The sequence below is a fragment of the Citricoccus alkalitolerans genome (genome assembly GCF_039528175.1).
GTDB lineage: Bacteria > Actinomycetota > Actinomycetes > Actinomycetales > Micrococcaceae > Citricoccus > Citricoccus alkalitolerans.
The window spans coordinates 266,278-292,755 of sequence record NZ_BAAALH010000001.1; the positions used below are offsets into that span (position 1 = coordinate 266,278).

The following is a 26,478-nucleotide window of genomic DNA, read 5'->3' on the forward strand; positions in this document are numbered from 1 at the left end:
CGTTGCGTCGGCAGCGGTGCTGCGGGGGTCTGCGCTAGAGGGATACGGCCCTCCGGGTCAGTGGCTCGCGTGGTGGGCGTGCGGGTCCTCCACGTGGATGGCCTCGTGGTCCACCGAGTCACTGCGGCCAAGCAGCTGCTGCGGGATGAGGTAGGCCAGCACGGCCAGGACCATGGCGATGCCGCCTGGGATCCAGACGTCCTCGAGGGACCACCAGCCCATGGCATAGATGCAGCCAGCGAAGAGCAGGAAGCACACCACGGTCATCAACAGGTTGCCCCAGAAATGTCCCTGCCCCGAGTGGTTCTTCGGCTTGCCGTTAACGATCACAATGTCTCCTCATGCGGTGGCGTGGACCGGCGGCGTCGCCGGGTGCCGATGGTGCGAAAAACTAGCTTGCCTTCAGGATAGCAAGGGCGGAGCTGGCCCCGATCCGAGTTGCGCCGGCCTCGATCATGGCGAGGGCGTCCTCGCGGCTGCGGACGCCGCCGGAGGCCTTGACCCCGAGCTCCGGCCCGACGACGCGGCGCATCAGGGCCACGTCCTCGACGGTGGCGCCGCCGGTGGAGAACCCGGTGGAGGTCTTCACGAAGTCCGCCCCGGCCTCGGCAGCGGCACTGCAGGCCAGTTCCTTGGCGGCATCGTCCAGCAGGCACGTCTCGATGATGACCTTGAGTATCGCGCCACCGTCATGCGCGGCCTGGGCCACGGCGCCGATGTCCGCGACCAGGGCCGCGCGGTCCCCGGCGAGGGCGGCGGCGATGTCGATGACCATGTCCACCTCGTCAGCGCCGTTGGCGATGGCATCGGTGGTCTCACCGACCTTGGCGGCGGTGGTGGTGGCACCCAACGGGAAGCCGACCACGGTGCAGGTCAGCACGCCAGTACCGGTCAGCGCCTCGGCAACGGTGGCGACCCACACGGGATTGACGCACACGCTCTTCACCTGCGCCTCGGCCGCCTCGGCGCAGACTGCCAGGATGTCCTCCCGGGACGCCTGCGGCTTGAGCAGGGTGTGATCGATGTACTGGGCGAGCTCTGCGGTGGTGAGCTCGGCGGAACCGGTGGACGCGGTGGATTCAGGGCCGTTCTGCATGCGAGCCAGCCTACCGTGGCTGTGCACGGCTACCGGCCCAGGGCTGCGCCGATGGAGGCGGAAAGCGCGGCTAAGGCGGTGGATGCCTCGGCCCGCACCCCGGACAGCTGAGACGCCGCCTGCACGGGGCGGACCACCTCCAGGTAGCACTTGAGCTTGGGCTCGGTGCCGGAGGGCCGCACCACCACACGGGAATCGTCCGCGGTGGTGTACATCAGGGCGTCGGTGCCCGGCAGGTCCCGGTAACCCTGGGTGAGGTCCACCGTCTCGACGACTTCCTCGCCGGCGAGGGTTGCCGGCGGCGCCAGGCGCAACCGGGTCATCATGGCGTCCAGCAGGGCCAGGTCCGCCACGCGCACCGAGAGCTGGCCGGTGGCGACCACCCCGAAGTGCAGGGCGATCTCATCCAGCGCGTCCAGCAGGGTCTTTCCCTGGTCCGCGAGCTCGGCGGCGAGTTCCGCCGCCACCAGGGCAGCCGTCATGCCGTCCTTGTCCCGCACCATCTCCGGCGCCACGCAATAGCCGAGCGCCTCCTCGTAGCCGAAGCCCAGCCCGGGGACCCGCGCGATCCACTTGAACCCGGTGAGGGTCGTCTCGTGCGGCACGTCCCGTTCCGCGGCGACGCGGGACAGCAGGCGGGAGGAGACCACGGAATTCCCGACGACGGCGCCCACCGGCCGCAGTCCGGCCATCAGGTGGCTGCCCAAGAGCACGCCCACCTCGTCCCCGGTGAGCATGCGCCAGCCGGCCGCCGCGCCCTGCGCACTGCCATCCTCGTCCGCGGCGACTCCAGCGGCCGGATCCGGCACCGCCAGGGCCAGTCGGTCGGCGTCGGGGTCATTGGCGATGACGAGGTCCGCGCCGCGTTCCCGTGCCGCGGCCAGGGCGAGGTCCATGGCGCCGGGCTCCTCCGGGTTGGGGAACGCCACGGTGGGGAAGGCGGGGTCCGGATCCGCCTGTTCGGGGACCGTGTACGGCCGTTCGAAGCCGGCGTCCTCGAACAGGTCCGGCAGCACAGCCCCGCCGACTCCGTGCAGGGGCGTGTAGACCACGTTGAGGCGGCGGTGGCCGGTGCGCTCGGGGTCCAGGACCCGGCAGGCCGCCAACCGGTAGGCCGCCGCGATCCCCCGGTCCGCCACCGTCCAGCCGTCCGCGGCGAGCGGGATGGAGTCCACCGGGGCGTCATGGTCGATGCAACCGGCGATGTCCCGGTCGCTGGGTGCGGTGATCTGGGCGCCACGGCCGGCGTCGTCCGTCATCCGGCCGCCCAGGTACACCTTGTAGCCATTGTCGGCCGGCGGGTTGTGGCTGGCGGTGACCATCACGCCGGCATCAGCGTCCAGATGCCGCACGGCGAAGGCCAGTACCGGAGTCGGGAGCTCGGAGGGCAGCAGGATCGTCTCCAGGCCGGCCGCGGCGAACACGGCGGCGGAGTCCAGCGCGAACCTCTTCGAGCCGCGGCGGGCGTCGTACCCCACCACGACGCGCGGGGGGCGCGTTCTCTGCCCGGCCGGGGCATCCGCGGTGGCATCCACAGGCTCCCCGGCGCCCCTCCCCGCGAGGCGCTGGAGCAGGTACGTCGCGAGTCCGGCCGCGGTGCGGCGCACGACCACCCGGTTCATGCGGCCCGGGCCAGGACCCTCCTCGGCGCGGAGCCCGGCCGTGCCGAACTCCAGCGGGCCGGCGAAGCGGGAGGCGAGGGACGCCACCGCCGCGCGGTCCCCGGCCTGCGCCGCGGCGATCTCGGCCTCGAGGACCGCGCGGTCGCCGTCGTCGGGATCCTGGCGGGCCCACTCCACGGCGGCGGCGATCAGGGCGGGATCGATGTCAACAGTGGTCACGGGAGGGTCCTCGGGTTTCTCATCAGTTGCCAGGTGCGTCGGGCGAATCAGGTGGGTCAGGGTGACCGGCTAGGGCCGCCGGAGCGTCAGAGGCGGTCGATGATGCCGGCCAAGAGGGTGGAGATGCGCGGACCGGCGGCCTCGCCGGCCTCCACCACCTCGGCGTGGCTGAGGGGCTCACCACTGAATCCGGCGGCGGCGTTGGTGACCAGGGACATGCCGAACACCTCGAGGCCGGCGTGGCGGGCGGCGATCGCGTCCAGGGCGGTGGACATGCCCACCAGATCGCCACCGATCGTCTTGGCGTAGCGCACCTCGGCTGGCGTCTCGTACTGGGGCCCGGAGAACTGCACGTAGACGCCCTCGGGCAGGGACGAGTCCACCTCACGGGCGATCTCGCGGATGCGGGGGGAGTAGAGGTCGGTGAGGTCCACGAAGTTGGCCCCGGCCAGCGGGGTGGCCCCCGTGAGGTTGATGTGGTCGGCCACCAGCACCGGGGTGCCCGGGGCCCACTCGGGCACGAGGGAGCCGCAGCCGTTGGTCAGGACCACGATCTCGGCCCCTGCGGCGGCCGCGGTGCGCACTGTGTGGGCCACGGCGCCGGCGTCGCGGTGCTCGTAGTAGTGCGTGCGGGAGCCGAAGATCAGGGCGTGCCCGGCACCGTCGCTGTCCTCGCTCCCGTTGCCGTTCAGGCGCACGGAGCGCACGGTCGGGTTGTGCCCCGGGACCGAGGGGGCGGCGAAGCCGGGCAGCTCGGCGGTGGGGATGGTGTGGGTGGTCTTGCCGATCAATTCGGCGGCACCGCCCCAGCCGGACCCCAACACCACGGCGATGCGGTGCCGGGCCACGCCCGTGACCTGGATCAGGGCGGCGGCGGCACGGCGGGCCTCGGAGAACCCCGGGTGGTCGCCTCGCAGCGGCGACTGGCTGGACGGGTCGTCGAAGCTGGGGGCGGTGGAGGAGCCGGTGGAGGCGGTTGCATCAGTCACGACCGTCAGCCTAGTGGGAAGCGCGGGAAACGGCCTGCGGTGCGGCCGGCCGGCATTCGGCGTGATGCCGCGGGGTGGGACACAATGGTGTCTGTGACTTCCACCCCCATGTACTCGCGTCCCCGTCCCTCCCTCACCATCGTCGGCGGCGGCCCCGGCGGCTATGAGGCGGCCATGGTGGCCGCCAAGCTAGGGGCGCAGGTGACCGTCGTCGAGTCCAAGGGCATGGGCGGATCCGCCGTATTGACGGACGTGGTCCCCTCCAAGACCCTCATCGCCACGGCCGACTCCATGCGCCGGGCCGGGCGGGCCCCCGGGCTGGGCGTGGCGCTGGGTGACGAGCCGGCGAGGGCGGACATGACCGTGGTCAACCGGCGGTTGCTGAACCTGGCCTCCGAGCAGTCCCGGGACATCCGCCGGGCCCTGGAGCGCTCCGGCGTGCGCGTCGTCATCGGCACGGGCCGGCTGGCCGGTCCCACCACGGTGGAGGTGACCACCGAGGACGGCACCGAGATGATCGAGTCCGAGAACATCCTCCTGGCCACCGGCGCCAGCCCGCGCGAACTGCCCACCGCCATGCCGGACGGGGAGCGGATCTTCAACTGGACCCAGGTCTACTCGCTGACGGAGGTGCCCGAGCATCTGATCGTGGTGGGCTCCGGCGTCACCGGCGCGGAGTTCGCCTCGGCCTACAACCAGCTCGGTGCCAAGGTCTCTCTGGTGTCCTCGCGCGACCGGGTGCTGCCCGGGGAGGACCCGGACGCCGCCGCCGTGCTGGAGGACGCCTTCGTGGAGGACGGCGTGAACGTAGTCGGCAAGACCCGCGCCGAGTCGGTGGAGCGCACCGCATCCGGGGTGCGCGTGCACCTCTCCGGTGGCCGCGTGCTGGAGGGCAGCCACTGCCTCCTGGCCGTCGGCGGTATTCCCAACACCGCCGATCTCGGACTGGAGGCGGCCGGCGTCAGGCTGACCGACTCCGGCCATATCGCCGTGGACGGGGTCTCCCGGACCACTGTGCCCGGGATCTACGCTGCGGGCGACTGCACCGGGGTCTTCGCCCTGGCCTCTGTGGCCGCCATGCAGGGACGCGTCGCCGTGGCGCACCTGATGGGGGACGCGGTCAAACCGTTCCAGCCGCACCTGGTGTCCTCGAACATCTTCACCTCCCCGGAGATCGCCACGGTCGGCGTGACGGAGGAACAGGTGGCCTCTGGCAAGTATCAGGCGGACGTCCTCAAGCTCGATCTGAGCACGAACCCCCGGGCCAAGATGCAGAATGTCACCCACGGCTTCGTGAAGATCTTCGCCCGCAAGGGCTCCGGCACCGTGATCGGTGGCGTGGTGGTGGCCCCGCGTGCCTCCGAACTGATCTACCCGATCGCGCTGGCGGTGAGTCACAAGTTGCATGTTGATGACCTGGCCAACACCTACACGGTCTACCCCTCGCTCTCCGGATCGATCTCGGAGGCGGCACGCCGCCTCCACGTCCACCTCTGACGGCTCGCCACCTGCCAGTCCACAGCGTTTTGCGGGCAGAGATTGCGGGTGTGCACCCATAATTTCTGCCCGCAAAACGGTAGGGAACGACGCCGGCCCGGCACCCCGGTGCGATTCCTCGCGGGGTGCCGGGCCGGCGTCGTTGGTGAAGCATCACAACACCGCAGGATCAGACCGTGGACGAATGTCCCACCGTCTCTACTTCGGTGTCCAGGGACTTCGTCTTGGTCTCCGGGGCGATGATCAGGGCGATCAACGTGAGCACGGAGGCGAAGGACAGGTAGTAACCGACGTGGGCCACCGAGAAGGTCAGCACGAGCCACTGGGCCACGAACGGGGTCAGGGCCGCACCGAGGATCGAGGAGACGTTGTAGGCGATTCCGGAGCCGGTGTACCGGGTGTTCGTGGGGAACAGCTCCGGCAGGACGGCGGACATGGGGCCGAAGGTCAGGCCCATGAGCGCCATGCCGACGATCAGGAAGATCATCATCTGAGGGGTGTTCAACTCGGAGCCCTGGCCGATCGAGCTGGCACTGAGCCACCAGCCGAAGGTCAGGCCGAAGAGGACCAGCATGGACGTGATGACGATCAGGGTGGGCTTGCGGCCGAACTTGTCCGCCAGCCAGCCGGCCACGGGCACGAAGGCGGCGAAGAACAGGATGCCGATCAGCTGCAGCACGAGGAAGTCCGCGTAGGGCACGCCCAGCCCGCTGGCGTCGGGGGAGCTGATGGAGTAGGAAAGGATCCACGTGGTCATCAGGTAGAAGAGCACATAGGTGGCCAGCATGATGAAGGTGCCGAGGATGAGCTCGCGCCAGTTCTTGCGGAAGACCTCGCTCAAGGGTGCCTTGACGCGCTCGTCATTGTCCACCGCGCGCTGAAACACCGGGGTTTCCTGCAGGCGCAGGCGGACGTAGAGGCCCACGGCCACCATGGCCAGGGACAGCAGGAACGGCAGGCGCCACACCCAGGTGAGGAACGGGCCGTCCATGTCCGGGTTCGTGGAGTCGTGGTTGAAGCTGACGGTCAGGATCAGGAAGAGGCCGTTGGCCAGCAGGAAGCCGATCGGGGCGCCGAGCTGGGGCCACATGGCCGCCCAGGCGCGCTTGCCCTTGGCCGCGGTCTCCGTGGCCAGCAGGGCCGCGCCGGACCACTCGCCGCCGAGCCCGAGGCCCTGGCAGAAGCGCAAGATGGTCAGCATCACGGGGGCCCACAGGCCGATCTGGAAGTACGTCGGCAGCAGGCCGATGAGGAACGTGGCAATGCCCATGGTCAACAGGGAGCCGATCAGAGTGACCTTGCGGCCGACGCGGTCACCGTAATGGCCGAACAGGATCGAACCGACCGGGCGGGCGACGAAGGCAGCACCGAAGGTCGCCATGGAGGCCAGCAGGGCCGCTCCCTCGTCACCGGCCGCGAAGAAGATCAGCGGGAAGACCGAGACCGCCGCCGTGGCGTAGACGTAGAAGTCGTAGAACTCGATCGTGGTGCCCATCAGGGACGCGATCACCACGCGGGACCGGGGGACGCCCAGTTCCTTGGTGCCGTCGTCCTTGACATCGACCGCGCCGGTCCCTGGGTCTGGTGTTGAGCTGCCTTGGGACAGATCAGTGGACATGGTTGCTCCTCATGCAATGCAATGCAACGTCAGTGGTGTGTCGGCTCTTGGCCGGTGCGAAATGCGACCCGACGACTCTACGCGCGGGCGCCACCATGCGGACATTGAGTCCAGATAGTGAGACGGCCTTGCCAGGAGGCCGTGTGCAGGCAGGCGTGATTCTGATCTGCGGCGACCAGGGGCCAGCGCGCAGGCGGTAGGAGCGATTCCGCCGGACGACCAAGTCTCCGGCGGCACTGGCCCCGGCAGTCCTAGTCCGCTATGGCGGCGATTGGTGCACCTGCGGTGACAGTGGCGCCAACCTCGGCGCTGAGCTCGGTGATGGTCCCGGACTTGTGTGCGGTCAGGGGCTGCTCCATCTTCATCGCCTCGAGCACCACGATCAGGTCGCCTTCGGCCACGGCATCCCCGACGCCGACCGCGACCTTGACGATCGTGCCCTGCATCGGTGAGGTCAGGGTGTCCCCGTTGGCGCCGGTGGCGGTGGCGCCCCGGGTGCCACGGGACTTGCGGCGGCGGGAGCCGGCCTTGGCGCCGGTGGCCACGGTGGAGATGGCGCCGAGGATGGCGGGCAGGGTGACCTCGACTCGCTTGCCGTTGACCTCTACGGTGACGGAGCGGCGATCCTCGTGCTCCTCCTCGATGTCTCCGGCGGCTCCCGGGGTGCCCGCGAACGGGGCAATGGTGTTCTCGAAGCCGGTCTCGATCCACCGGGTGTGCACGGTGAACGGGGTGCCGTCCGCCGGCGCGAAGGCTGGGTCCGAGACCACGGCACGGTGGAACGGCAGGACAGTGGGCATGCCGGCGACCTGCATCTCGGCCAGGGCACGGCGGGAGCGCTGCAGGGCCTGCTCCCGGTTGGCGCCGGTGACAATCAGCTTGGCCACCATGGAGTCGAAGGCACCGGTGATGGTCTCGCCCTCCTCCACGCCGGTGTCCACGCGGACGCCTGGGCCGGAGGGCAGGCGGAAGCGGGTCAGGGTGCCGGGGGAGGGCATGAAGTTCTTGCCGGCGTCCTCGCCGTTGATGCGGAACTCGAAGGAGTGGCCGCGCACCTCCGGGTCTCCATAGCCCAGCTCCTCACCGCGGGCGATGCGGAACTGCTCGCGCACCAGATCCAGGCCGGTGACCTCCTCGGAGACGGTGTGCTCGACCTGCAGCCGGGTGTTGACCTCCAGGAAGGAGATGGTGCCGTCCGTGCCCACGAGGAACTCGCAGGTGCCCGCGCCCACGTAGCCGGCCTCCACGAGCAGGGCCTTGGAGGATTCGTACAGTCGCTGCTGCTGCTCGGCGGTCAGGAACGGGGCCGGGGCCTCCTCGACGAGCTTCTGATTGCGGCGCTGCAGGGAACAGTCACGCGTGGACACCACCACCACGTTCCCGGCGGCATCGGCCAGGCATTGGGTCTCCACGTGGCGCGGTGCGTCCAGGAAGCGCTCCACGAAGCACTCACCACGGCCGAAGGCGGCGGTGGCCTCCCGGACCGCGGAGTCGAACATCTCGGGAATGTCCTCGCGGCTGCGCACCACCTTGATGCCGCGGCCTCCGCCACCGTGGGCGGCCTTGATGGCCAGGGGGAGTCCGTGGGTGTCGGCGAAGGCGAGGACTTCGTCCGCGTTCGCCACCGGGTCGGCGGTGCCGGGCACCAGCGGGGCGCCGACCTTCTGGGCCAGGTGGCGCGCGGAGACCTTGTCCCCCAGCTGCTCGATGGCCCCGGCGGGAGGGCCGATCCACACCAGGCCGGCAGCTTCGACGGCACGGGCGAAGTCGGCGTTCTCGGACAGGAAGCCGTAGCCGGGGTGGACGGCATCGGCGCCGGAGGCCTGGGCGGCGGCGAGGATCTTGTCCACCACCAGGTAGGAGTCGGTGGCGGAGGCCCCGCCCAGGGCGATGGCGTCGTCCGCCATGCGCACGTGCAGGGCTTCGCGGTCCGGCTCCGCGTAGACGGCCACGGCGCTGAGCCCCTCGTCATGTGCCGCGCGGATGATGCGGACGGCAATCTCCCCGCGGTTGGCCACGAGCACCCGCGAGAACGGGCGGGCTGCGGTGGTGGCGGTCGGCGTCGGCTGGGACATCGGGGCGGGACTCCTTCATGAGCGTCGGCGCAGGCGGTCTGCGAGGGGCCGGGCCCAGCCTGATGCCGGGGCAGCCCACCTGCCGAGCCTAGACGTGACGGTGGGTTTCCTACAGGATCCGGGGCGTTTTCCCCGCGCCGCGTGACATCGGTTGTAGGAATCCCACAAACTTCCTGCTGCTACCGCCGTCGTGACAGCGTGGCGCCGGTGCGAGCGCGCCGGTGCGTCACCACCGCCAGGATCATGACGGCCAGACCGACCACGGTCAGGCCGGTGCCGAGCAACGCCGGCGATCGGTATCCGAGCCCGGCATCCACCACCACGGCACCGAGGAAGGCGCCCAGGGCGTTGGCGAAGTTGAACGCGGCGTGGTTCATGGCCGCGCTGACCGAGGGGGCATCGCCGCTCTCGCGCAGCAGGCGCACCTGCAGGGCGGTGGTGAAGAGGGAGCCGGCGACGCCGAGCAGCAGCACGCAGGCGATGGCGACGGCGGGGACGTGCGCCAGGGTGGCGAAGGCCAGCAGGACCAGCCCCAGGCTGATGACTCCGCCCACGGCGGACTTCTCGATCGAGCGGTCCACGAGCGGACCGGCGATGAGGGAGCCGAGGGTCATGCCGACACCGAAGCAGACGAGCACCCAGGGGACAGCTGACTCGGACAACCCGGTGAGATCGGTCATCGTCGGCGAGATGAAGGTGTAGACCGCGAACATTCCGCCGAAGCCGATAGAGCCGGCCACGAGGGTGAGGACGACCTGGGGGCGCTTGAGCGTGCGCAGCTCTCCGCGGATGGACGGCCCCAGTCCCGGAGAGCTGCGCGGAACGAGGGCGAACACGGCCACGAGCGTGAGCAGTCCGATCAGGGCGACCAGGCCGTAGGCGGTCCGCCAGCCGAACTGGGCGCCCAAGGCGGCAGCCGCGGGCACTCCCACGATGTTGGCCACAGTCAGGCCGAGCATGACCCGGGCCATGGCGGTGGCCCGGCGGTGTGGGGCGACCAGGGTGGAGGCGACCACGGCGCCGATGCCGAGGAAGGCTCCGTGGGGCAGCCCGGTGATGAAGCGGGAGACCAGCATCAAGGGCAGCGACGGTGCCAGGGTGCTGCCGATACTGCCGATGACGAACAGGGCGGCCAGACCCAGCAGCAGGCGCCGGCGTTCCATCCGGGCGGTCAGGGCGGCGATGAGCGGTGCCCCGATGACCACGCCGATCGCGTAGAGGGACACCGCATGGCTCGCCTCGGTGATCGTGGCGTCGAAGCCCTCGGCGATGTACGGCAGCAGGCCCATGGTGGCGAACTCCGCCGTGCCGATGCCGAATGCGCCGATCGCCAGCGCGAAGATGGCCAGCCGCGCGGCCCTCGCCGGAACAGGCTGACCGGGGTGCCCGGGGTGCCCGGGGCGCTCGGGCGCCGCCGGGCCGGACGCGGCGGTCGCCTCAGTGGTCTGGGTGGGGGCCATGGGCGTTCTCCTGGTGGACGGCGGCGGATCACTCCGCACGGGCTTCCCCACGCTAACGCCGCGGACGCGGATGGCTCGCCCGGAAAGTGGCCCAGGCCGTGTGAGAACAGGCACACCTCCGGCTCGGGCTGTTCCGGCTCAGGCGCCGTGGGACTCCCACAGGGAAGCGAGCGAGACCTCGAACTCCGCCAGCAGGCTGCGCAAACTGGAGACGGACAGGCCGATCACGGCATTCGGGTCCCCCTCCACCACAGTGACGAAGGCCGCTCCGCGGCCGTCGATCGTGAAGGCGCCGGCGCACTGCAGGGGCTCACCGGTGGCCACGTACGCGGTGATCTCCTCCTCGTCGACCTCCGCGAAGGTCACCGCGGCGCTCGATAGCGCCCCGGTGGCCGGACGCGCGAGCGGCGCGCCGTCGTCGGGCTCGGACACGGCAGCGACCTCCGCAGACCTGCCGGGCTGTGCATCGGCACCCGTGCCGACGTCACGGTTGTCCACGACCCAGTGGCCGGTGTGCAGTTCTCCAGTACGTCCGGACTGAGCCCGCCAGCGCTCCATGGCCACCTCGGGTTCCCAGGGCTTGCCATAGGCCACGCCGTCCAGTTCGAACACCGAGTCGCAACCGATCACCAGGGCGCCCGACGCCTCGGGGTGCCCGGCGACGTCTTCGGCCTTGGCCCGGGCGAGCAGCTGGGCGGTCTCGGCCGGACTGGCCAGCGGATGGGCCGCGGCGATCGCGTCCTCGTCCACGTCCGAGACCACCACGGTGAACGGGAGACCGGCGGCCTCGAGGATCCGCGCCCGGGAGGGGGAGGCGGAAGCCAGCACCAGCCTCGGCACCGCTGCGCCGCCGTCGTGGGCCCGCTTCTGGGCCTGTTCAGTGGCCGGCAGGGCGCTCGACCCGGCCTCCGCCTGGCCGCTCATGCCATCGCCTTGCGCAGGGTGTCCAGCCCCATGGAGCCCAGGCGCAGGGCCCGGGTGTGGAACGCCTTGAGGTCGAACGCGTGGCCCTGGGCCGTGGCGCGGTCGGCCTGTTCGGAACGGATCTGCTCCCAGATCCGTTGGCCGACCTTGTAGGAGGGTGCCTGACCCGGCCAGCCGAGATAGCGGATGAATTCGAACCGGATCTGGCCGGGGGAGTCGTTGAGGTGCTTCGTCAGGAACGCGAACCCCTGCTCGGGGGTCCACACGCCGCCGCCCTCGGTGGCCGGGGCCTCGAAGCCGCAGTGCACGCCGATGTCGAACACCACCCGGGCGGCACGCATCCGCTGGGCGTCCAGCATGCCGAGGTGGTCGCCCGGATCCGTGAGGAAACCGAACTCGTCCATCAGCTTCTCGGCGTACAGGGCCCAGCCCTCACCGTGGCCGGAGGTCCACAGCCCATTGCGCCGCCAGTCGTTCAACTCGTCCTGGGCGAGCATGGCCGTGCCGATCTGCAGGTGATGGCCGGGTACGCCCTCGTGGTAGACGGTGGTGGTCTCCTGCCAGGTGGTGAAGGAGTCTTCCCCGGCGGGCACGGACCACCACATGCGGCCGGGCCGCGAGAAGTCGTCCGAGGGGCCCGTGTAGTAGACGCCGCCCTCCTGCGTGGGGGCGATCATGCACTCGACGCGGTCCATCGGGGCGGGGATCTCGAAGTAGCGGGTCATCTCCTGCAGTGCGGTGTCGGTGACGCCCTGCATCCAGTCCCGCAGCGCCGTGGTGCCCTGCAGTCGGCGGGCCGGGTCCGCGTTCAGGATCGATCGGGCCTCGTCGATGCTGGCACCCGGCCGGATCCGTTCAGCGTCGGCCTGCTGGGCCTCGATGATTCGCGCGAGCTCCTCCTGTCCCCACGCGTACGTCTCTTCCAGATCGATCTGGGCGCCCAGGAACTCCTGCGAGTACAGCTCGTAGAGATCTTGCCCGACGGCGTCCCGTTCCGGCGCACTGCCCCGCACCTCCTCCTTCAGGAAGTCTGCCAACCCCTGGTAGGCGGTCCCGGCCCTGCGCGCCTGGGCCTCCAGCTCGGTGAGCAGGGCGGAGGGCACGACGCCGGCCGCGGAGGCGCGCTCGACCAGCCCCGGGAAGAAGCCACCGGCGGCAGAGTGGGCCTCGGCCTGCTCGATGACGATGTCGACCTGGCGCTGGGCGGCGACCTGGCCGGCGTCGCGCGATGCCCGCAGGGACTCGGCGTACCCTGCCAGGGCACTGGGCAGGTTGGCCAGCCGGCCGGCGATGTGGGCCCAGTCCTGCTCGGTCTCCATCGGCATCAGGTCCAGGATGTTGCGGATCTCCTGGGCTGGGGAAGCCAGATTGTTCAACTCGGTGCGGCCGGTGGCGTGGATCCGGCGTTCCAGCCCCACCCGCTCGTGCAGCGCGGCGGCGGTGACGCGGTCCACGTCATCGGTGGGAGTGAGGCGGTCGAGGTCCTCCAACAGGGTCCGGTTCAGCTCGTCCTGGGCGGCCGTTCCAGCGGGGGAGTAGTCCGAGTACTCCGTCTCGTGGCCCGGGTGGCCGAGCGCGGTGGCCTCCTCGGGGTGCAGGGCGAGGGTGTCGGCGAAATAGCGGTTGGCCAGCGCGTCGATGTCAGTGGGCTGGCGGGTCTCACGTGCGGAGTCGGTCATGTCAGCACACTACTCGGGGTGCTCAGGCCACTGCGCCCCTGGGCTCAGGGTTCGCCTCCGCAGGCCCTGGACATGGCGTACCCAGGAGACGGCCTCCTCCAAAGGCTCGTTCTTGGACTGTTCGATGACGTCCAGCATGCTGGAGCCGCAGCGCCCATCTGGGCCACGAGCTCGAGTTGAATGGGTGAATAACGGAGCTATCCGTGTGGAAGAGTGGCGGCGCCGACCGGTTGTCTCAGGATCGTGCGCAGCTTCTCAGGAGCGACCCTGCGCGGGTCACTGAGATAGATCTCGTGGTGCCTCCCGGCCATGGTGAGGCCGTGGCCGGGGATGTACTCGTGGTGCATCCGTGCCAGCACCTCGGCCTCGTCATCGAAAGAGCCGACGTGCAATGTCTGTACGCAACGCCCCTCGGACAGTGTTTCCAGGCGGACGTCGCCCAGACGCTCCGGGAGATCCTTGGCTCCGGCCTGCTTGATGGCCGTCTCGAACATCTGCTGATCGGTCCACTCGGGGACCATGATCATCATCGTCCAGTCCCACCGGGATTTGTCCCGTGCAGCGGTGAAGGACTCCATATCCTCGGCCCACCACAAACCCTCCAGAGGCATGACGACGTAGTCTCGACCGAGGTCGCGTTTGCTCGCGAACTTCAGCTTGTAGGCCACCGGGTAGAGCGCCCTGAGTGCCGCGGCGTAGGCCGGGGAGGTGTTCGGATCACCGTGGCCGTCGATCATGAGGTACCGCGTGTCGGGCACTTCCAGGATCCGAAACTGGTGCCGTTTCGCCTGGTAGGCGTCGAGGCTCTTCTTGTAGTCGACCTTGTGGTTCATCGGGAACCTGGATTTGGGGTGGAGACCGCTCAGCGCTGCCCGGCGGCGTGCTTCCAGGAGCCGGAACCGGGGCGGGCCCACAGTCCGAGGCGGCGTCGGCGGTCCAGGGTGCGGTCCCGGTCGGTGCGGCCGGCACTCTCGCGCCGGTGGTGTTCGGCCTGGGCAGCCACGGCTTGGATGACCGCGGTCAAGGCGGCCGTCTCCTCGGCATCGAGGTTGCCCTTGACGAGCAGGGCCGGCTCCGGTGCCTGGCCGGCGTCTGGGATGGGGTGCTGTGGGTCCATCATGGCCTCCCAAGGCCTCTCGGTCAGCGTGGTCTGTGGGGTCTCAGTGGTTGCCAGGGGCTCCTGGCCGCTCACAGCGGGATGTTCCCGTGCTTCTTGGCGGGCCGCGATTCACGCTTGTGGAAGGTGGCCCGCAGGCCTCGCACGATCTGCGTCCGCGTCTCGGCCGGCGTGATGACGGCGTCCACGTAACCGCGGTCGGCCGCTTGATAGGGGTTGAGCAATTCGGCCTCGTAGCCTTCCACGATCTCGGCACGCTTGGCCTCCACATCACCACCGGACTCCTCGACGGCCTTGAGGTCCCGGCGGTAAAGGATGTTGACCGCTCCCTGGGCTCCCATCACGCCGATCTGGGCGGTCGGCCAGGCGAGGTTGAGGTCCGCGCCGAGCTTCTTGGACCCCATGACGATGTAGGCGCCGCCGTAGGCCTTGCGGGTGATGACGGTCAGCTTCGGCACTGTGGCCTCGGCGTAGGCGTAGATGAGCTTGGCGCCGCGGCGGATGATCCCGGAGAACTCCTGGTCCGTTCCGGGCAGGAACCCGGGGACATCCACGAACGTGATGATCGGGATGTTGAAGGCATCGCAGAATCGAACGAAGCGGGCGGCCTTCTCCGAGGCGTTGATGTCCAGGGTGCCGGCGAACTGCATCGGCTGGTTGGCCACGATCCCCACGGAATGCCCCTCGACCCGGCCGAGACCGCAGATCACGTTGGGCGCATAGAGCTCCTGGACCTGCAGGAAGTGGGCGTCGTCCACCACGTGCTCGATCACGGTGAGCATGTCATAGGGCTGATTCGCCGAATCGGGGATCAGTGTGTCCAGCTCGAGGTCCTCGGGGGTGACCTCCAGCTCTTCCTCGAACGGCTCCACCGGTCCCTCGGCCAGGTTGTTGGAGGGGAGGAACTCGAGCAGCTCACGCACATACTCGAGGGCGTCCTCCTCGTTGGCGGCCAGGTAGGAGGCGGTGCCCGTGGAGACGTTGTGCTGGCGGGCGCCGCCGAGTGTCTCCATGTCCACGTCCTCGCCCGTGACGGTCTTGATCACGTCCGGGCCGGTGATGAACATGTGGGAGGTCTTGTCCACCATGATGATGAAGTCGGTCAGTGCGGGGGAGTAGGCGGCGCCACCGGCCGAGGGGCCCATGATGAGGGTGATCTGCGGGATCACGCCGGAGGACATGACATTGTTGCGGAAGATGTCCGCGAACATCGCCAGAGAGGCGACCCCCTCCTGGATCCGCGCCCCTCCGCCGTCGTTGATCCCGATCACCGGGCAGCCGTTTCGGGCGGCGAACTCCTGGACCTTGACGATCTTCTCGCCGTTGACCTGACTCAGGGAGCCGCCGTAGACCGTGAAGTCCTGGGCGTACACGGCCACCATGCGGCCGTCGACGGTGCCGTAGCCGGAGACCAGCCCGTCCCCGACGGGCTTCTTCTTCTCCATGCCGAAAGCGGTGGTGCGGTGCACCGCGAGGGCATCGAATTCGATGAACGATCCCGGATCCAGCAACAGCTCGACGCGTTCGCGGGCGGTGTGTTTGCCCCGCTCGTGCTGCTTGTCCACGGCGGCCTGGCCGGACGGCAGGGCGGCCTCGGCCCGGCGGCGCTCCAGGTCCTGCAGCTTGCCGGCCGTGGTGGTCAGATCCGGTTCGGTCACAGGTCCTCCGTCGGTTGGAACTTTCATACAAGCGGTGCGGCGGTGGTTTCGGGGCACGCCCCGTGAACATCACGGCCAAGGACCAGTCTAGTGACGTCCAGGCCTCCACCTCTTGTAGGAACCGCACAAGATTGGTGCCGGGGGCCCCCGGATTGGTCCAGCGAATGACCAGTACCACCCGCTATACCTAGAGGCATGACCATCAGCTGGCTGGAGCACGCCGACTCGACGCAGGAACAACTCATCGCCCAGGCCGCGGCCCAACCGGAGCGGTGGCCGCACCGGTCCGCCCTGGCCACCCTGGATCAGCGGTCGGGCCGGGGCCGCCGGGGGCGTGGCTGGACCACCGCCCCTGGAACGGCCCTGTCCGTCTCCGTGGTGTTACGTCCTGAACTGCCCGTGGAGCACTTCAGCTGGGTCACGCTGGTGGCGGCCGCCGCCACCAGCGCAGAACTCCGGAGCCTCGGAGTCCCGGCCCAGGTGAAATGGCCCAACGACGTACTGGCGGAAGACGGCCGCAAGCTCTGCGGCATTCTCGCCTCCGTGTTGCCGGACCAGTCCGGAATCGTGCTGGGGCTCGGCCTGAACCTGGACTTCGGCCCCGTCGGGGCCCCGGTCCCCACGGCGACGTCGGTCGCCGAGTGGGTGCCCGAGGGCACCGTGCCCTCCGCACCGGACCTGCTGGATGCCGTGCTGGACGCGCTCTCGGCGCGCCTGGACGACTTCACCCGCGCGGTGCGTGACCACCCCGGAGAGGTGGACGGAGAGCATCCGGCCGCGGCCGGCGTCGTGGGCCAGCTGGCGACCCTGGGCACCGAGGTGACCGTGCACCTGCCGGACGATTCGCGGCTGACGGGGACCGCGAGGGCTCTGGGACCTGGCGGAACCCTCCTCGTGGAGCCGGCCGACCGTGGGAAGATGGACGTAGCGGTACCCGGCACCACTCGGCGCGGTGACCTGCTGGAGGTTTCCGCCGCTGACGTGGTTCACCTGCGCCGTTGACGGACGGCAGCCGGACCGCAGTAGTCCGAGACAACCCGACAATTCCTGGAGAGGACGGCCCGACGTGGGACTGAGGCTGGCGCCCGGCGAGCAGGTACGCGTGCGTACCCGCTCACACCCGCGTGCCCTGACGATGCCCGTCCTGCGCCTGATGCTGATCGCACTGGCCACCGGCTACGTGCAGGGCTTCCTCGCCCGGCCGGACCTGGCAGACTTTCTCGTGGAGTCCCGCAGCTGGCTGGTGGTCGTGGCGTGGATCCTGGCCGCCGTGGCGCTGCTCTTCGGCTGCCTGCGCCCTGCCTGGCGCTGGTTCAACCGCCGCACGCTGCTCACCACCCGCCGCATCCTGCAACGGGCCGGGATCGGCACGTCCAGGGAGCGCTCCCTGCACCTTCTCTCCGTCTACGACGTGCGCCTGCGCCAGCGCCGCGGGCAGAAGATGAGCCGCTCCGGCGACCTCCTGGTGGACCATGGGGCCGGCGGCTCCTGGGTGCTTGCGAACATGCCCGAGGCGGCACGCTTCCGGGAATTGATCCTCCGAGAAGTCGGCGCCCTGCGTCAGGAGATCTCCGCCCACGCCGGGACGGCCGGCCCAGCGGTGGCACCAGATCAGGGAGTGCGACCGGCATCAGGACCGGCACTGCGACCGGCACCAGGACCAATGATGAGGGGTGACCACCGTGGCTGAGTACACCGGTCCGATGGACGACTGGGACGACCTGCCGGAGCCGACGTCACTGGATGACCACGGTGATCTGGGCCTGCTGACTGAGGGTGTCCAGTCCGTCGATCAACCCTCCGGTCTGGCCCCGGAACCCGGCCCCGCCCCGGCGCCCGCAGACGGTCCCGCCGATGCTCCGCTGCGGCGGACCGCGCCGATGGAACAGGTTTCCGCTCCGAATGAGGAGCGTCATGCCCGGCCGCAACCGGTGCCGGACACCACCGCGACGTCGGCGCTGGCACTGGAGGACGAGCAGGAGGTCAACACTTGGACCCAGGCGATCTCGGCCCTGGAGAAGGACCTGCTGGGTGGGGCCCGCTCGATGACGAGGCGAGACATGGCCAGTGAACTCGGCGTCTCCCTGATCTCGGCCCGCAAGCTCTGGCGAGCCCTGGGATTCCCGAATGTCAAGGACGAGGACCGGGCCTTCACTCAGCAGGACACCGACGCGATCGGCACCATGATCGACCTGGTCCGGCGTGGCATCCTCAACGAGGAGACGGCGATCTCCCTGACCCGCTCCATCGGTCAGATGACGGACCGCATGGTCGTGTGGCAGATCGAGGCCCTTGTGGAGAACAAGATCAGTGAGGGCATGACAGACCCGCAGGCGCGCCGCGAGGTCGTCCGGATGCTGCCGGAGATCATCGAGCCGCTCGAAGAGGTCATGGCCTACTCCTACCGGCGGCAGCTCAACTCGGCGCTGCAGCGGCTCACCGTCCGGGTGGAGGCGGGACTGGCAGCCAGTGCCGTGGGCCGGGACGGGTCTGAGGACGACGCCCCCTTGCCGCTGGCCCGCGCGGTGGGCTTCGCGGACATGGTCTCCTACACCTCCCTGTCCCGTCAGATGAATGAGCGCACGCTGGCCCAGATGGTGCAGCGCTTCGAGAACAAGTGCGCCGAGATCATCTCGATCGGTGGTGGCCGGCTGGTCAAGACGGTCGGTGACGAGGTCCTGTTCAACGCTGAGACGCCGGAGGCCGGAGCACAGATCGCTCTCGCGCTGGCGCAGGCCATGGCGGACGACCCGGTGTTGCCCTCGTCCCGCGTCTCAGTGGTGTGGGGTCGCGTGCTCTCCCGGCTGGGGGACATCTACGGTCCTACCGTCAACCTCGCCTCCCGACTGACCGCGCTCGCGGACCCGGGCACCGTTCTGGTGGACGCGATGACGGCCATGGCGCTGGAGGCGGACGATCGGTTCGTCCTGGTTCCGCAGCCCCCGCGGATGGTCCGTGGATTCGGGGAGATCCGGCCGTCCATCCTCATGCCCGGCTCCGGAAACGGCCTCGTGGTCGACTGACCTCTGCCTCATGGAACCGGTGTACATGGGGAGAACTACCCATCCCCTCAGGCCAACTTCAGGTTTGCGCCTTCGGCTGAACCGGTAGACTCCCCTCGAGTGGCCGCTGTGCCGTTGGCGCGCAGGACGGCCCATGATTTCGCCATCGGGGGATAAGACGTGGGGACAGGTTTCGGCGCCGGGCGCCAAGGCGCGTTGAAGGCGGCGGCGTTCGTGGGCGTCTCCGCCGTGGCCGTGACCGGCGCCATCCTCTATCCGGGTTTCCAGACCGCGGACGTCGATCTCAATGACGGCGGCGTGTGGGTGGTCAACGCGGCGGAGAACAAGGTCGCCCACCTCAATTACCAGTCGCAGACCCTCGACGGCGGCGTGGCCACCACCATGACCGAGTACGACCTGGCGCAGCACGCGGATCAGGTCTATCTCCGCGACCTTGAGATGGGCGCGGCAACCACTGTGGATCCGGCCGCCTTCGTCCTCTCCGATGAGACGATGCTTCCGGCCAACTCCTCCTTCTCCTACGGTGAGAAGATCGTGGCCGTCTCGGACACGGAGCAGGGCCGGGTCTACGCCGCCACCACCCAGAACCTCGGGGCGATGTCCTCCGAATCAGCGGACCCCTTCTATGAGGGCGAGGGCCGGGTGCTCTCGGCCGTGGGCCGCGATGACACGGTCTGGGTGGCCGACCTGGACGCCAACCTGATCAAGGGCTTCCGCCCGTTGACGGACGAGGAGTTGCGCGAGCAGACCGAGTCCTCGACTGAAGCAGTCGGGGACGGCGAGATCGCCGAGGACGCAGCTGGTGAGTCCAACACCCCCGAGGGCGACGCCGGCGCGGAGAGCGACCCGGCCGGGTTCCGGGAGATCTCCTCCACCGAGATCGACGGGCTCGCCGGGATGACCGAGCCGCAGATCTCGTCGGTCGGGGAGACGGGCGTCGTCTTCGATGCGGCCTCGGGCACCTTGGTGACGTCCGAGGGAAAGGCCTCCAGCGTCGTCGACCCGGCCGAGGGGAAGCTGCAGGCTCCGGGGCCGGACGCGTCTGGGGCCGTCGTCGCGCTCGCCAACAAGACCGCGATCGTGCCGCTGGGCGGCGGAGAAGCGCAGTACACCACCGTGGAGACCACCGGCAGCCCGATCCAACCGGTACGGGTGGGGACCTGCACGCACGCAGCCTGGCAGGGGTCCCGGCTCTACCAGCGTGACTGCGACGACGATTCCCAGGACACCACCGAGCAGATTCCCGAGATGCCGGCCGAAGCGCAGATGGTCTTCCGCGTCAACCGGGACGTGGTGGTGCTCAATGACCTCGCGCAGGGCAACACGTGGCTCGTGGCGGACGGCATGAAGATCGTCAACAACTGGTCGGACCTGGAACCGCCGAAGGGCGAGGGGGAGCAAGAGGAAGAGGAGTCGGACGAGATCACCGACTCCATCGAACTGCCGGACCGCCAGGAGGAGAACCAGAAGCCGATCGCCGAGGACGACACCTTCGGCGTCCGGGCCGGGCGCACCACCGCTCTGCCGGTGCTGTTCAACGACGTGGACCCGGACGGCGACCTGCTGACCGCCGAACTGAGCGGTGACCAGCCGACGATCGGTACGCTGCAGCAGATCTATGACGGGACGGGCTTCCAGCTGGTGGTCCCGGAGGACGCGACCGGGTCCTCGAGTTTCACGTATACGGCCGATGACGGCCGCGGCGGCACCGACCAGGCTCAGGCCACCGTGCGCGTGGTCCCAGAGGATGAGAACAGTGCTCCGGTTCAGGAGCGGGTGACGACCCTACGGGTCCAGGCGGGCACGGAAGTCTCGCAGAACATCCTGACGGACTGGTCGGACCCGGACGGGGACGACCTGCAGCTGATGGGGGCGGTCTCCGAGGACGGGGACGTGGTCCGTGTGCGGCCGGACGGCGTTCTGACCTTCGAGGATGTGGGCAAGACTGACGGCACCAAGGAACTGGAGGTCACCGTCTCCGACCGGCGCGAGTCCACCACCGGTCGGGTGATCGTCGAGGTGCTGCCCAGCGGCTCGGCCCCACCGATCACCGCCACGGACCATGTGACCGTCAACATCGGGGAGGAGGCCACCTTCTCCCCCCTGGAAAACGATTTCGACCCGACGGGCACCGAGCTGCGCCTGGCCCACGTGGACCCGGTCTCCGGTGCGGACGTGGACATGAACAGTGACACGGGTACCGTGTCCTTCCGCTCCGACCAGGAGAAGACGTTCTACCTGAAGTACGTGGCCACCAACGGCCCGGCCTCCGCCCCGGGACTCATCCGTGTGGACGTCCGGGACCCGGACAAGAACCCCGGTGCGCCGGTGGCGGTCAGGGACGTGGCACTCCTGCCCGCCAACGGCGAGGTGCTGGTCAACATCCTGGGCAACGACACCGACCCGGAGGGTGGCGTGCTGGTGGCCCAGCGGGTCGATGTGCCGGAGGACGCACCCTTCAACGTGTCCGTGGAACGCAACGCCGTCCTGCGTGTGACCGACCAGCAGGGACTGACCGAGCCGGTGACGTTCACCTACACCGTCACGAACGGCACGGCCGCCTCGCAGGGAGAGGTCACCGTCATCCCCGTGGCAGCACCCGAGACCATGGAACCGCCGCGACCGAACCCGGACACGGCCGTGGTGCGGGCCGGTGACGTGGTGACCGTGCCAGTCCTCGAGAACGACGTCCACCCCAACGGTGCCGAGCTGACACTTGAACCGGAACTGGCTGAGGGGGTGGATCCGGCCGATGGTCTGGTGTCCGTCTCAGACAACAAGATCCGATTCCGCGCCGGCGAGGAGGCCAAGACGGTCTCCGCCGTCTACACGGTCTCCGGGCCGGATGGCCAGGAGGCCTCCGCCCGGGTGACGTTCCACATCAATGCCCTGGATCTGGAGAACAATTCACCGCCGTCGCCCCAGACGGTGGAGGGACGCGTCTTCTCGGGTGAGACCGTGGCCATCCCGATCCCGCTGGACGGGATCGACCCGGACGGCGACTCGGTCTCGCTGGTGCAGTTGGAGACCCCTCCGACCAAGGGCTCGGCCAAGGTCACGGCGGATTCGATCGAGTACACGGCCACGGACGGCTCCACCGGGACCGACGTGTTCACCTACGTGGTCGAGGACCGTCTCGGTGCCCGTGCCACCGGCACGATGATGGTGGGCATCGCTCCCGTGTCCCAGGAGAACACCCCTCCGGTGGCGGTCAACGACTCCCTGCGGGTCCGGCCGGACCGCCCCGTCGCCGTGGACGTGCTGGCCAATGATACGGATGCCGATGGTGACGAGCTGCGATTCACGGGGAAGCTGTTGGCGCCCGAGGGGTCTGATGCCGCCATCGTGGACGGCCGCATCCTGTTGACGTCACCGGCTGAGGCCGGCTTCACCTCCGTCCGGTACACGATCACCGATGGCCGCGGCGGCCAGGACACGGGGACCTTGACAGTCGAGTCCGACCCGGACGCCCCCTTGCGAGCTCCGATTGCCCGGGATGATCGTGTCTCCTTCCGCGAAACCGTGGAGCAGGACGAAGTCACGGTGGACATCCTCAAGAACGATGAAGACCCGGATGGCACTCCGGACGATCTGGTGGTGGATCTGCCGGACGACCCGGAGGGCGTCACCCTCACGGAGGACAACCAGCTGGTGGTCCCCGTGCTGTCCAACCCCCAGGTGATCACCTACCGGATCACTGATGCCGACGACCTCTCCGCCTATGCCTTCGTGATCGTCCCCGGAGCCGGCGAGGCACGCCCGACCCTGCGCTCGGACGCCCCGCTCGAGGTCACGGCCGGCGAGGAGCTCCCGATGGACCTGGACGAGCTCGTGGCGGTGCGGGACGGCAAGTCCCCACGGCTCACCGAGGAGTCCAAGGTCTCCTCGACCCCGGAATCCGAGGGCGGCCTGGTCCGCTCCGCCACCGGCCTGGTGTTCACCGCGCCCGCAGACTTCACAGGGGCGGCGTCCGTGACCTTCGAGGTGACGGACGGTTCCGGACCGGACGATTCCGAGGGGCTGAAAGCTGTCCTGACCCAGCCCGTCCAGGTGCTGCCGCGTCCGGACGAGAACAACCCGCCACTGTTCCAGTCCAACACCATGCAGGTTGCCGCCGGTGGCGATCCGACGAGCCTTGACCTGGCCGAAGCGGCATCCGACCCGGACCCGGACGATGCCGAGAACCTCACCTTCGCGCTGGGGGAGTCCTCCATCGAGGGCGTGGATGTCGATCTCGAGGGATCCGTGCTCACCGCCAGCGCCGGAGCCGACACGCCGAAGGGGACCCGTGGCACCGTCCAGGTGACGGTGACGGACGGCAAGTCCGAACCCGTGCCGGCGCAGGTGACCCTCACGGTCAACGCCTCGGACCGCCCGCTGGCGGTGGCGAACCCGGACACCGTGCCGGACGCCCACCAAGGTCGGCCGGAGACCGTGCCGGTGCTCGCGAACGACGTGAATCCGTTCCAGGGGGAAGGCGATTTGACGATCGTCAGCACGCAGGCAAATCCGAGCCAGGGCGAGGCCGTGGTCTCCGGTGACTCTGTAGTGGTCACCCCCAACGAGAGCCTCGTGGGGCAGATGACCGTCCAGTACACCGTCCAGGACATGACAGAGGATCCCGACCGCCAGGTCCAGGGCACCATCACCTTGAACGTGAAGGGCGCCCCCGAGGCTCCCGGTGTGCCGCGCGTGGATTCCGTGGGTGACTCCGAGGTGGTGCTGACGTGGGATGCTCCAGCGAATAACGGTGCGGCCATCACTGGTTACACGGTGACCGCAGCCGGCGTGAACCAGGAGTGCGCGGCCACCACGTGCACCATCTCCGGGTTGACGAACGACCAGGAGTACACCTTCGCCGTCACGGCCACGAACGAGGTCGGCGAGTCCGACCCCTCGGTGTCCTCCGCCCCGGCCCGGCCGGACGTGGAGCCGGAACAACCGGCCCCGCCGACGGGCACGGATGGTGACAAGAAAATCGACCTGACGTGGACCGCCCCGGTCAATAGGGGTTCGCCCATCACGTCCTACACCGTGGAGATCTCCCCAGCACCGGCTAACGGCGTGACACAGAAGTCGGTCTCCGGCACCTCCACCTCGTGGGAGGGGCTGACGAACGGCACCGCCTACCAGTTCCGGATCCAGGCCGTGAACGACGCGGACCGGCCCAGCGAGTTCTCCGGCTGGTCGTCTTCGATCACGCCGGCCGGGGTGCCCATGCAGCCCCTTGCACCCTCCGCTTCCCGAGCCGAGTCCGCCGTCAACGGTGGTGTGGCCAACGTGAGGTGGAGTGCGCCGAACAACAATGGTGCGACCATCTCGCAGTACCACCTGCACGTCTACGAAGGCGGGAAACTGGACAGGACGATCAAGGGTATCAGCGGTACCTCGCAGCAGGTCACCGATCTGAAAACCACCTCGTCCTATTCCTTTGCCGTGGAGGCCGTGAACCGGGTGGGGACATCCGAAGGTTCGCCGCGTTCCACAGCCGTCATCCCGTACGGTCAGCCCAAGGCACCGTCCAAGCCGTCGATCGATGCCACGGGCAAGAACAACACCATCAAGGTGGACTTCAGTCCCGGCTCGGCCAACGGCTCTCCCATCACCGGGTACCAGTACCAGGTCAGCGGTGGCGGCTGGAACAATTTCGGAGGGCCCGGCAGCACCATCAACGTGGGCAGCAACGGCAAGAATGTCACCGTCAGGGTCCGCGCCCAGAACGCGGCCGGTGCGGGAGACGCCTCGGACTCGTCCAACCAGGAGAGCGCCTACGGCCCGGTCACCAACGCCTCGAACCTCAAGGGCTCCGGCGGGAAACAGCAGGTGAGCTTCAGCTGGAACTCCAATGAGAGCGCCTACGCCAACGGCCGTCCGGTGAAGCTCACGGTGAGCATCTCCGGTGTCGGAAATACGCCGAATGATGGCTCCGAGACCGTCAGCACCGGCCATTCCGACACCCGGACCCTGACGGTGACGGCCACGCCGAGTGAGGGCAAGGCGCAGTCCTGGACCACGCAGGCCACCTCGAACGCCGCTCCACCGCCACCACCGCAGCCGAAGGTGATCTTGCGGAAGGGGGACTTCGTCAGTGAGTCCGGATGCAACATCGAGTGTCACAAGTTCGATGTGGAAGTCCAGGACTTCCCGCCGGGCAACCACGAGGTCCAGTGCTGGACCAATAACGGCGGTGCGCGCCGGTTCAACAACAGCACCCACTCCATCTCGGTGCCCTCGAGCGGGAACACCCGCAAGATGATCAACTGCTGGCACGGTGGCTGGGCCAGCGACCCTGGCAAGCGTGTCTGGGCCAAGGTCGGCGGCGTCGACTCTCCCCAGATCCATCCCTGGTAGACCCCTGGCCGTCCGAACCCCACCCCCAACTGCCACTCAGCCCCCTGAAGCACCACGAAAGCGAGCAGCACCCATGACCATGACCACCGAACAGGCCGAGTGGTTCGCCGGGACGTTCGAGAAGATCTCGGACAACATCGGACAGGCCATCCTGGGCAAGGAAGACGTCATCTCTCTGGTCCTCACGGCCATGCTCACGGATGGCCACGTCCTGCTCGAGGATGCTCCGGGCACCGGCAAGACCATGCTTGCCCGCTCGCTGGCCGCCACGGTCAAGGGCACCAACTCGCGCATCCAGTTCACGCCCGACCTGCTGCCCTCTGACGTCACGGGCGTGACCATCTACGACCAGAAGTCGCAGGAGTTCGAGTTCCACCAGGGGCCGATCTTCGCGAACATCGTGCTGGCCGATGAGATCAACCGCGCCTCACCGAAGACGCAGTCGGCCCTCCTCGAGGTCATGGAGGAGGCGCGGGTGACCGTGGACGGTGTCACCTACACCAACGAGCGCCCCTTCATGGTCATCGCCACCCAGAATCCCATCGAGCAGGCCGGCACGTACAAGCTCCCCGAGGCCCAGCTGGATCGCTTCCTGATCAAGACCTCGATCGGCTACCCAGACCGACGCTCCACCGTGGAGCTGCTCTCCGGTGCCGCCACCAAGGACCGCTCCGGCGCTTTGACCCCCATCATCACCACCCAGGCCATCCGGGACATGACCGAACTGGCCACCACGGTGCATGTGGACGGGGCCGTGCTGAACTACATCGCCGAGTTGACCGAGGAGACCCGCTTGGCGGCCGAGACGCGGCTGGGAGTCTCCGTGCGAGGGGCCATGGCCATGGTGCGTGCCGCCAAGGTGCGTGCCGCCTCCTACGGTCGCAACTACGTGCTGCCGGATGACGTCAAGGACCTCGCCCCGCACGTGTGGACCCACCGGCTCGTGCTGGACCCGGAGGCCGAGTTCGCCGGAGCCACGCCCCAGGCCGTCTTGACGCGCGTCCTGGCCACCGTCGGCGCCCCGCAGCACCGGTCCGAGGCCCCCGAACCGGCGGCCGCCATGGCGTCCGGTCCGGTTTCCGGTTCTGCTGCCGTCGAGGCGAACGGGGACACCGTGTACCGCGGTGGCTCGTCCGCCACCGGCGCCTGA

At 69.0% G+C, this 26,478-nt stretch carries 18 protein-coding genes; 6 read left to right on the forward strand and 12 right to left on the reverse strand.

The features are described 5' to 3' along the window. Window positions 1-57: 57 nt before the first annotated feature. The 4 genes from ABD134_RS01175 to ABD134_RS01190 all read right to left on the reverse strand — a co-directional run bounded on the left by ABD134_RS01175 (window position 58) and on the right by ABD134_RS01190 (window position 3,926). Window positions 58-330: a hypothetical protein gene (locus tag ABD134_RS01175; RefSeq protein ID WP_344225948.1), complete on the reverse strand. Its 273-nt coding sequence runs from the start codon at window positions 328-330 to the stop codon at window positions 58-60. 61 nt (window positions 331-391) lie between these two features. Continuing rightward, window positions 392-1,096 (reverse strand): deoxyribose-phosphate aldolase, encoded by a 705-nt coding sequence (gene deoC, locus ABD134_RS01180; protein ID WP_344225949.1) that lies wholly within the window; start codon window positions 1,094-1,096, stop codon window positions 392-394. A gap of 29 nt (window positions 1,097-1,125) precedes the next feature. Continuing rightward, window positions 1,126-2,937 (reverse strand): phospho-sugar mutase, encoded by a 1,812-nt coding sequence (locus ABD134_RS01185; RefSeq protein WP_344225951.1) that lies wholly within the window; start codon window positions 2,935-2,937, stop codon window positions 1,126-1,128. Window positions 2,938-3,023: 86 nt separating this feature from the next. Continuing rightward, window positions 3,024-3,926: a purine-nucleoside phosphorylase gene (locus ABD134_RS01190; protein ID WP_344225953.1), complete on the reverse strand. Its 903-nt coding sequence runs from the start codon at window positions 3,924-3,926 to the stop codon at window positions 3,024-3,026. Window positions 3,927-4,010: 84 nt separating this feature from the next. Here ABD134_RS01190 and ABD134_RS01195 point away from each other — a divergent pair, with 84 nt between their 5' ends. Continuing rightward, complete coding sequence (locus ABD134_RS01195; RefSeq protein WP_344225956.1) at window positions 4,011-5,423, forward strand: NAD(P)H-quinone dehydrogenase; 1,413 nt, start codon at window positions 4,011-4,013, stop codon at window positions 5,421-5,423. Window positions 5,424-5,592: 169 nt separating this feature from the next. Here the strand turns inward: ABD134_RS01195 and ABD134_RS01200 are convergent, their stop codons facing one another. The 8 genes from ABD134_RS01200 to ABD134_RS01235 form a co-directional block, all read right to left on the reverse strand. Beyond that, window positions 5,593-7,041: an MFS transporter gene (locus tag ABD134_RS01200; RefSeq protein ID WP_344225958.1), complete on the reverse strand. Its 1,449-nt coding sequence runs from the start codon at window positions 7,039-7,041 to the stop codon at window positions 5,593-5,595. Window positions 7,042-7,292: 251 nt separating this feature from the next. After that, on the reverse strand, window positions 7,293-9,116 hold the full coding sequence (locus ABD134_RS01205; protein WP_344225960.1) for an acetyl/propionyl/methylcrotonyl-CoA carboxylase subunit alpha: 1,824 nt from the start codon (window positions 9,114-9,116) through the stop codon (window positions 7,293-7,295). Between the two features lie 179 nt (window positions 9,117-9,295). Beyond that, window positions 9,296-10,576 carry an MFS transporter gene (locus ABD134_RS01210; RefSeq protein ID WP_344225962.1) on the reverse strand — a complete coding sequence of 427 codons (1,281 nt, stop codon included), beginning with the start codon at window positions 10,574-10,576 and terminating at the stop codon, window positions 9,296-9,298. A 138-nt stretch (window positions 10,577-10,714) separates the two neighbouring features. After that, window positions 10,715-11,416: a Maf family protein gene (locus ABD134_RS01215; RefSeq protein ID WP_344227595.1), complete on the reverse strand. Its 702-nt coding sequence runs from the start codon at window positions 11,414-11,416 to the stop codon at window positions 10,715-10,717. An 80-nt stretch (window positions 11,417-11,496) separates the two neighbouring features. Continuing rightward, window positions 11,497-13,179, reverse strand: a complete 1,683-nt coding sequence (locus ABD134_RS01220) for a DUF885 domain-containing protein (protein ID WP_344225964.1) — start codon at window positions 13,177-13,179, stop codon at window positions 11,497-11,499. 197 nt (window positions 13,180-13,376) lie between these two features. Then, complete coding sequence (locus tag ABD134_RS01225) at window positions 13,377-14,012, reverse strand: GyrI-like domain-containing protein (protein WP_344225966.1); 636 nt, start codon at window positions 14,010-14,012, stop codon at window positions 13,377-13,379. A 29-nt stretch (window positions 14,013-14,041) separates the two neighbouring features. Further along, the gene (locus ABD134_RS01230) at window positions 14,042-14,371 is read right to left on the reverse strand and encodes an acyl-CoA carboxylase epsilon subunit (protein ID WP_344225968.1); all 330 of its coding nucleotides are present in this window, start codon (window positions 14,369-14,371) and stop codon (window positions 14,042-14,044) included. Then, window positions 14,368-15,954, reverse strand: a complete 1,587-nt coding sequence (locus ABD134_RS01235; protein ID WP_344225970.1) for an acyl-CoA carboxylase subunit beta — start codon at window positions 15,952-15,954, stop codon at window positions 14,368-14,370. Before ABD134_RS01235 ends, ABD134_RS01230 begins: the two co-directional genes overlap by 4 nt. Before the next feature lie 195 nt (window positions 15,955-16,149). On the opposite strand from ABD134_RS01235, the gene ABD134_RS01240 reads away from it, so the two are divergent. From ABD134_RS01240 to ABD134_RS01260, 5 genes are all read left to right on the forward strand, one after another. After that, the gene (locus tag ABD134_RS01240) at window positions 16,150-16,956 is read left to right on the forward strand and encodes a biotin--[acetyl-CoA-carboxylase] ligase (RefSeq protein WP_344225972.1); all 807 of its coding nucleotides are present in this window, start codon (window positions 16,150-16,152) and stop codon (window positions 16,954-16,956) included. Between the two features lie 100 nt (window positions 16,957-17,056). Continuing rightward, window positions 17,057-17,644, forward strand: a complete 588-nt coding sequence (locus tag ABD134_RS01245; RefSeq protein WP_344225974.1) for a PH domain-containing protein — start codon at window positions 17,057-17,059, stop codon at window positions 17,642-17,644. A 190-nt stretch (window positions 17,645-17,834) separates the two neighbouring features. After that, window positions 17,835-18,977, forward strand: coding sequence for an adenylate/guanylate cyclase domain-containing protein (locus tag ABD134_RS01250; RefSeq protein ID WP_378108487.1), 1,143 nt, complete (start codon window positions 17,835-17,837; stop codon window positions 18,975-18,977). A gap of 159 nt (window positions 18,978-19,136) precedes the next feature. Further along, entirely contained in the window at window positions 19,137-25,328 is a 6,192-nt protein-coding gene (locus ABD134_RS01255) for an Ig-like domain-containing protein (RefSeq protein ID WP_344225978.1), read from the forward strand. Between the two features lie 73 nt (window positions 25,329-25,401). Continuing rightward, window positions 25,402-26,478 carry an AAA family ATPase gene (locus ABD134_RS01260; RefSeq protein ID WP_344225980.1) on the forward strand — a complete coding sequence of 359 codons (1,077 nt, stop codon included), beginning with the start codon at window positions 25,402-25,404 and terminating at the stop codon, window positions 26,476-26,478.